This is a genomic window from Ruegeria sp. C2 (assembly GCF_056537765.1).
The window spans coordinates 1-7,187 of sequence record NZ_JBQFRZ010000019.1; the positions used below are offsets into that span (position 1 = coordinate 1).

The following is a 7,187-nucleotide window of genomic DNA, read 5'->3' on the forward strand; positions in this document are numbered from 1 at the left end:
TTGAATGAAATTGTCACTGTCTGCCTCGATCAAAATCCGAAACGCCATTAACACGAAGACCTACTAGCTAAAAGTTTGCGACAAAGCCTGATCCGTAAAGGCCAATTCACACCAGGACTCTGTCCCTTTCAACAATTCAAAGAACTGCTCGCATAACAAAGCAGGACCGATGTATTTCTCTGAACTTCGGTAAACTTCGAAACAGAACCAGGTCCGAACCGGGGGGTTGCACGGCAACCCCACATGCAGCTAAATGGCGAATGAGCAAATAAACAGGCGGAAAAACCGCCGTTGGCAGGAACAGTAATGCAGATCGCGTCGGGCAGACAACTGGCTGATTGGCTTAGGTGCGCATTTGCCGTGGCACTTACCGTGTGCCTGTTGGTCTGGTCTGTTACCCCATCGTTCACACATTCCGCCAGCTATCTGAAAGGTCTGTCCGAGCAGAGCCAGACGATAACTGAACACGGCCATTCCCACGGCGATGAGATGGACGAGTATTGGACGTAGCATGGCGATAGCCATGACGTGGCCGATCATGATCACAGTTCAGCCATCCTAACCCTAGTCTATGACACGCATTTCATCACTGGTTTTCAATTGCCCCGCGCGTTGAAACCATCCTTGGACAATACCGATCCAATTTATCTTCTCGAACGGCCTCCGCGCGTGTGATCTTCCCCGCCTCGGCGGGACATGAAGACTCAATCACATATTTAGCGGAGAAAATCTCATGCAAACCCTTCAAAGGGTCCGGCTAAGGGAAGCAGTACGCCAATCCCTGACGCTGGCCGCCCTTGTCTTTGCGGCACTTGCCTATAGCGCAACTTATGCCGCAGCTCATAACGTCACCGCTGGCGATGCTGGCTATATCCAGCAGATATGGGGCGTCAAATTGATCCCCTTTGCCTATCTAGGCGCAAAACACATGGTAACAGGGTATGACCATATCCTGTTCCTGTTTGGTGTCGTGTTCTTCCTGTACCGGGCGAAACACGTCGCCACCTATGTCAGCATCTTTGCCGTGGGGCATTCCACGACCATGCTGCTGGGCGTCTATTTCGGTTGGAACGTTAACGCCTATATCGTTGACGCGATCATCGGCCTGTCTGTGGTCTACAAGGCGCTGGACAATCTCGGCGCATATCAGCGCTGGTTCGGCTTTCAGCCCAATACCAAGATCGCGACACTGATCTTTGGATTCTTCCACGGCCTGGGTCTGGCAACCAAGATTCTGGACTATGACATGCCGGAAGACGGCCTTCTGCCCAACCTGCTGGCCTTCAATGTCGGCGTCGAAATCGGCCAGTTCATGGCTCTTGCTCTGATCCTCATCTTCATGGGGTTTTGGCGCAAGTCCAAGTTCTTCTGGAAACACGCATACACGGCCAACGTTGTGATGATGTCCGCGGGCTTCATCCTGATCGGCTACCAACTGACCGGCTTGTTCGCCGCTACCTGAGTTCACGGAGATAAACATGTACAATTCTGAAAAACCCGCCCCCGAAGAACTGCCAAGCTCTGCGCAGTTGATCAAATCGACGATCATAGCCGCCCTTGCGGCAGTCGTTATCCTGGTCACGGTTGTGCTGCCTGCCGAATACGGCATCGATCCCACCAAGGTGGGTGGCGTTCTCGGCCTGACAGAGATGGGCGAGATCAAGACCGAGCTGGCCGAAGAGGCCGCCCGCGACGCCGCTGCTGCACAAGGTGAAGAGCAATCCAACCTGCTGCAGGATATTCTGGGTGCTTTCGTTGGGGCAGCCTATGCTCAGGAGAATGCCGAACCTTGGGCAGACGAATTCTCGTTCACTTTGACACCTGGTGAAGGGATTGAGTGGAAACTCGTGATGGAAGAAGGTGCCGTAGCCGAATATGACTGGGTTGCCGAAGGCGACCGCGCCAATTTCGACTTGCACGGCGACAATGCCGACGAGTCGATCAGCTATGAGAAAGGTCGCGGCAAGACCGGTGCACAAGGTACTCTGGTTGCCGCTTTTACCGGAAACCATGGCTGGTTCTGGCGCAATCGCGACAAACAGGACATCACGGTCACCGTGAAACTGCGCGGAGCCTATAGCGATATCAAGCGCACCTACTAACAAATTGGCGCCCCGATGTACGCGTTGTCATCGGGGCGCTCTAAAAATGCTCAGAAGAACGCCAGGTCCGCATCAGGCTTGCAGTTATTCGTTCGACCTAAGCTACAAGAAAGAGATCCGCTTCATCGCTTCTTGAGATGCACCAATTGACTGCTTCGAGACCCATGCTGCGGATATTTGACTGTGCCCGCGTTACGTATTTGACAAGAACTGGAACAAGCATCGAATAGTGCAGTTCCAGGGTTTGGCACCAAGTTGGCCTTCCGGCGCAGAAAGGCCGCATAGATCAGGTCCGCAACCTGCAGCGATCCCTAAATTCAACGGCACCTACGCCCACGGAAACGTCAACGACGCTTTGCGATAAAATCGAGACCGATGTCCAGGCAGGGCGCGCTATGAGTGATCCAACCCATTGAAATCAGATCGACCCCGGTTTCCGCCACGGCCCGCACGCTGTCAGGGGTGATACCGCCCGAGGCTTCGGCGATGGCTCGCCCGTCGATCATCTCCACCGCGCTACGCAGGGTTGCCGGATTCATGTTGTCGAGAAGCACCGCATCGGCACCGATCTCCAGCACTTGGGTCAGTTGCTCCAACGTATCGACCTCGATCTCGATCTTGACCATATGGCCCACCGTATGCCTCGCTCTGGTCAGGGCCGGGCCAACGCCCCCGGCAATGGCGATGTGATTGTCCTTGATTAGCACTGCGTCACTCAGGGAGTAGCGGTGGTTCATGCCACCTCCTGCACGCACCGCATATTTTTCAAGCGCGCGCAGACCGGGAGTGGTCTTGCGGGTGCAAGCGATGGCGGCATGTGTACCTTCAATGCGATGCACTAGATCGGCGGTTACGCTGGCGATACCCGACAGGTGTCCCATGAAGTTGAGTGCGGTGCGCTCGGCAATCAAAAGGCTACGCGATGGGCCTTCGAACGTGGCGATGACCGCGCCCGGCGCGACGGAGTCGCCGTCCTCGACATGGCGGGTCATTGTAATAGCCGGATCAACCAGAGAGCAGGCAAGCTCTGCGCAATCCAGCCCGGCAATGCATCCGGATTGCCGCGCCCGGGCCACAACCTCCGAGAAATGATCATCCGGAATAACAGCGGTCGAGGTGATATCACCAGCCAGGCCCAGATCCTCATCCAGCGCGCGGCGGATCAATGGTTCAAGCATCAGCCGAGGCAACGCTACAAGGGGCATGTGGGTCATGGTTCAGGCAGTCCTTGGCAAGGGGTGTTCGCTGACCGAGTTGGCACGAGCCAAAACCTCGGTCAATGTCATCAGGTTTGATTGCGCTTCGGTTGCAGGTTCGGGGAAATCACTGCGATAATGCCCGCCGCGCGATTCACAGCGTCGTTCGGCGAAAACCGCAATTGAAAGCGCGACGAGAGCTGGATCAGAGACGCGTAGGCCCGCATGAACCAGCGGCAACAAATCCGAGATGGCACGATGCAGCCCCACCCCGTTACGGATCACGCCCAGATGTTGCGAAACCAGAGACTGCACCGAGTTGAGATCTGTCCTAGGCAACCTCTCAGGTTCGGGCGCAGTCAGAAGGGTTTGCATCTCTCGCCCGACAATACCGCGCGCAGCGCGACGCCCCATCACCACCGCCTCCAGCAGTGAGTTGCTGGCGAGGCGATTGGCACCATGCAAGCCTGTGGTCGCGCATTCGCCAATAGCCCAGAGGCCCGGCAGCGTACTGCATCCATCCTTGTCGACAGCAATACCGCCCATATGATAGTGCGCTGCCGGTCGTATCGGGATCGGCTCACGCACGGGGTCAATACCGTGGGCGGCGCACAGGGCATGAATGCCGGGGAAACGCTGCGCAAAACCGGAGCCAAGCGCTGCACGCGCGTCGAGAAACGCCTTTCCACCTTCCGAAATCACCCGATGCACGGCACGGGCAACCACGTCACGTGGCGCCAGTTCCGCATCCGGAATATGCGCCATGAAGCGCGTGCCAGTCTGGTCGATCAGTGTGGCACCCTCACCCCGCACGGCTTCGCTGACCAAAGCAAGGGGTGTTCGCGCGCTATCGAGTGCAGTGGGGTGAAACTGCACGAATTCCATATCACGCAAAGCCGCTCCGGCACGTGCGGCCATCACGACGCCCTGACCGATATTGCCCGAAGGGTTGGTGCTGGCGTCGAACAGACCGCCACAGCCGCCAGTTGCCATGATGACCTGAGCGGTGTGCAGAACCTCGGCATGATCACCACTTTGCAGATGAATGCCGCTGACGCGCCCGTCGGTTGTCATCAACCGCCGGACCTCGACACCGGTCAGGCAGGTGATCGACGGAGAACGTAGCACGGCACGCGCCAAAGCCGACGTGATTTCGGCTCCGGTGCGGTCGCCGCCAACATGCAGGATGCGGCGGCGTGAATGTGCTGCCTCACGCCCAAATGCAAGGGCGCCGTCTGCGGTTTTGTCGAAGCGAACGCCATGGCTCTCCAATACCGTGATCGCCTCCCTCGCTTCCGATAGGATACCGGAGACGACAGTTTGGTCACATAGTCCGTCCCCGGCTCGCAATGTATCGGACAGGTGTAATGCCGGATCGTCGTCCGACCCCAAGGCGGCGGCAATCCCCCCTTGCGCCCAAGCGCTGCTACATTCCTGCCCCAACCCATCGCGGGTGATCAGCACCACCGGTTGCGGTGCCAATTCCAGCGCGGCCATCAGCCCGGCGATGCCGCCACCGACGATGGCAGTTCGGCCATGAAGCCCTTCCAGCCGGATCATTTCACCGCCAGCATCCGTTCCACCGAGCGGCGCGCATCTTCAGCGATTGCCGGATCAACGGTGACCTCGTGACGCCCAAACTCCAGCGCCTCGCGGATGTTGCGCAGGCTGATGCGCTTCATATGCGGGCACAGGTTGCAGGGACGCACAAACTCCACATCCGGGTGGTTCAGTGCCACATTGTCACTCATGGAGCATTCAGTCAGCAGACAAACCCGCGCCGGTTTCTTGTCGCCGACGAAATCCGACATTACCGCAGTAGAGCCCGAGAAATCCGCCTCGGCCACCACATCGGGCGGACATTCGGGATGGGCCAATACGGTGACGCCTGGCCATGCCTCGCGCATCGCGCGTACATCTTCCGGGGTGAACAACTCGTGCACTTCGCAATGCCCGTGCCAGGCGATCAGTTCTACATCGGTTTCTTTGGCGACGTTTCTGGCAAGATACTCGTCCGGTATCATCAGCACGCGCGGCACCCCGAGGGATTCCACCACTTTCACCGCATTGCCCGAAGTACAGCAGATATCCGATGCCGCCTTCACTGCTGCCGACGTGTTGACATAGGTGATCACGGGCACGCCGGGATGAGCTTCGCGCAACAGGGCAATATCCTCGGGCGTGATCGAATCCGCCAATGAACAACCCGCACCCGTATCCGGGATCAGCACCGTTTTTTCAGGGTTTAGCAACTTGGCGGTTTCAGCCATGAAATGCACACCCGCCAGCACAATAATATCGGCGTCGACCTCGACGGCTTCGCGCGCAAGGGCAAGGCTGTCGCCCACGATATCAGCCACACCGTGGAAGATTTCCGGTGTTTGGTAGTTGTGGGCGAGAATAACCGCATTCTTCTCGCGCTTGAGTTCGAGGATGGCTTCCAGATCCTCTTCAAACAGCATCCATTCAGGTGGCGGAATGACCTGCTTGACCCGGTCATATAGCTCCGGAAGACGGAAATCTTTCATTGGCTTCTCCATTTATACTCGATTCGAGTACATCGAAGCTGTAGTTATTCTCGATTCGAGATTATGTCAAGCAAGGCTCACGACCTTGAGAGCGGTAACCTTGCTGCTGATAACATACGAGCTTCAAGAATTGCCGGCCGATAGCGGAACAGACGCGCCGGTCGCCCGCCGGTACCGCTGGACATTTCACCGGTCTCTTCAACCAGCTCCTGCTGATCGATCTGGCGGCGAAAATTCGGTTTGTGTAGGTGCAGACCTGACAGCGCCTCGACCGTGCGTTGCAGCTGCAACAATGTGAAGCTCTCAGGCATGAGCTCGAACACGACCGGAGAATACTTGATCTTGGCCCGCAGGCGCGAGATGCCGGTGGCGAGGATGCGACGGTTGTCGCCTGCCATGGGACGACCGAACTCTGCACCATCGACCAATCCGGCCTCGTACATCAATTCGTAACGCTGTAACGCCAGTTCTTCGTTCCAGGTCTTGCCACTAAGACCAAAAAGATAATCGACGCGCTGCATCAGCAATGGATCACTGCCCGCCCATTCGGTCAGACGCCGGGTGATATGCGGCAATACCTCAGGACTGCGGTCACGGTGATCCTCCCAGGGGAAATACTGATACCAACTACGCCAGGCCGGACGTCCCGCACCGGCGGCGTCCTGCTCTCGCACCAGACCGAGATAGCTGATTGATATGCGCTGCGAAACATCGGCAGTGTCAGAACGCGGATCACGGTCCTTGTCGGCAAAGGTGTAGAGTTGCTCGAGATAACCCACCGGATGACCAGTTTGGGCCTCGATCCAGGCGCGCAAACCACTCTGCAGGCTGCGATGCGAAGACTCGAAGGGACCAGACGGCAGCGCCTCGCCACCGCGCAATGTCATGACGCGTGGCTGATTGTCAGTCACGGCGGTCAGGATGGCGATCAGTTCTGCAGGGGCTAGTCCGCTGGGCAAGAAGATACCTGTATGTTGAATATCGCTGGGCGTTGGTCTTAAGGTTACTTTCTAGTTTGTATCTCAAGCCTTTGCTTGCGGAAAATACCAAAGCGGATCGACCTCTTTGTTTGAAGCCTGTCTAACGGGTTTTGTTGATCTTTTTCCACAAACCCTGACCAGATTTCTTTTCTACTGTGCGCGATGATCACCGGAGTAGATGCGAAATGCCAGCACACAAGGCCAACGGATCAGCAAAGCAGTCAGCCTCAATTCAGCAATGTCGCAATCCAAGTACGATTACCACTGAAGGTGCTTGTACGCCCTTTGTGGCAAGGTTCTGTTTCGAAGTTTACCGAAGTTCAGAGAAATACATCGGTCCTGCTTTGTTATGCGAGCAGTTCTTTGAATTGTTGAAAGGGA

The 7,187-nt window shown here is 56.8% G+C and carries 8 protein-coding genes; 4 read left to right on the forward strand and 4 right to left on the reverse strand.

Annotated features, from left to right (window positions below; genetic code table 11):
- Window positions 1-306: 306 nt before the first annotated feature.
- From ACR0IV_RS21645 to ACR0IV_RS21655, 3 genes are all read left to right on the forward strand, one after another.
- Window positions 307-510 (forward strand): hypothetical protein, encoded by a 204-nt coding sequence (locus ACR0IV_RS21645; protein ID WP_480661132.1) that lies wholly within the window; start codon window positions 307-309, stop codon window positions 508-510.
- A 223-nt stretch (window positions 511-733) separates the two neighbouring features.
- Window positions 734-1,462 (forward strand): HupE/UreJ family protein, encoded by a 729-nt coding sequence (locus ACR0IV_RS21650; RefSeq protein WP_480661134.1) that lies wholly within the window; start codon window positions 734-736, stop codon window positions 1,460-1,462.
- Between the two features lie 16 nt (window positions 1,463-1,478).
- Window positions 1,479-2,102 (forward strand): transmembrane anchor protein, encoded by a 624-nt coding sequence (locus tag ACR0IV_RS21655; protein ID WP_480661136.1) that lies wholly within the window; start codon window positions 1,479-1,481, stop codon window positions 2,100-2,102.
- A gap of 344 nt (window positions 2,103-2,446) precedes the next feature.
- Here the strand turns inward: ACR0IV_RS21655 and nadC are convergent, their stop codons facing one another.
- The 4 genes from nadC to ACR0IV_RS21675 all read right to left on the reverse strand — a co-directional run bounded on the left by nadC (window position 2,447) and on the right by ACR0IV_RS21675 (window position 6,785).
- The gene (gene nadC, locus ACR0IV_RS21660; protein WP_480661138.1) at window positions 2,447-3,316 is read right to left on the reverse strand and encodes a carboxylating nicotinate-nucleotide diphosphorylase; all 870 of its coding nucleotides are present in this window, start codon (window positions 3,314-3,316) and stop codon (window positions 2,447-2,449) included.
- A gap of 3 nt (window positions 3,317-3,319) precedes the next feature.
- Window positions 3,320-4,858 carry an L-aspartate oxidase gene (locus ACR0IV_RS21665; RefSeq protein ID WP_480661140.1) on the reverse strand — a complete coding sequence of 513 codons (1,539 nt, stop codon included), beginning with the start codon at window positions 4,856-4,858 and terminating at the stop codon, window positions 3,320-3,322.
- Window positions 4,855-5,826, reverse strand: coding sequence for a quinolinate synthase NadA (nadA, locus tag ACR0IV_RS21670; RefSeq protein WP_480661142.1), 972 nt, complete (start codon window positions 5,824-5,826; stop codon window positions 4,855-4,857). Before nadA ends, ACR0IV_RS21665 begins: the two co-directional genes overlap by 4 nt.
- A gap of 77 nt (window positions 5,827-5,903) precedes the next feature.
- Complete coding sequence (locus ACR0IV_RS21675) at window positions 5,904-6,785, reverse strand: NUDIX hydrolase (RefSeq protein ID WP_480661144.1); 882 nt, start codon at window positions 6,783-6,785, stop codon at window positions 5,904-5,906.
- Between the two features lie 206 nt (window positions 6,786-6,991).
- Here ACR0IV_RS21675 and ACR0IV_RS21680 point away from each other — a divergent pair.
- Window positions 6,992-7,187 (forward strand): hypothetical protein (locus ACR0IV_RS21680; protein WP_480734442.1); only part of this gene is annotated, 196 nt, incomplete at its 3' end.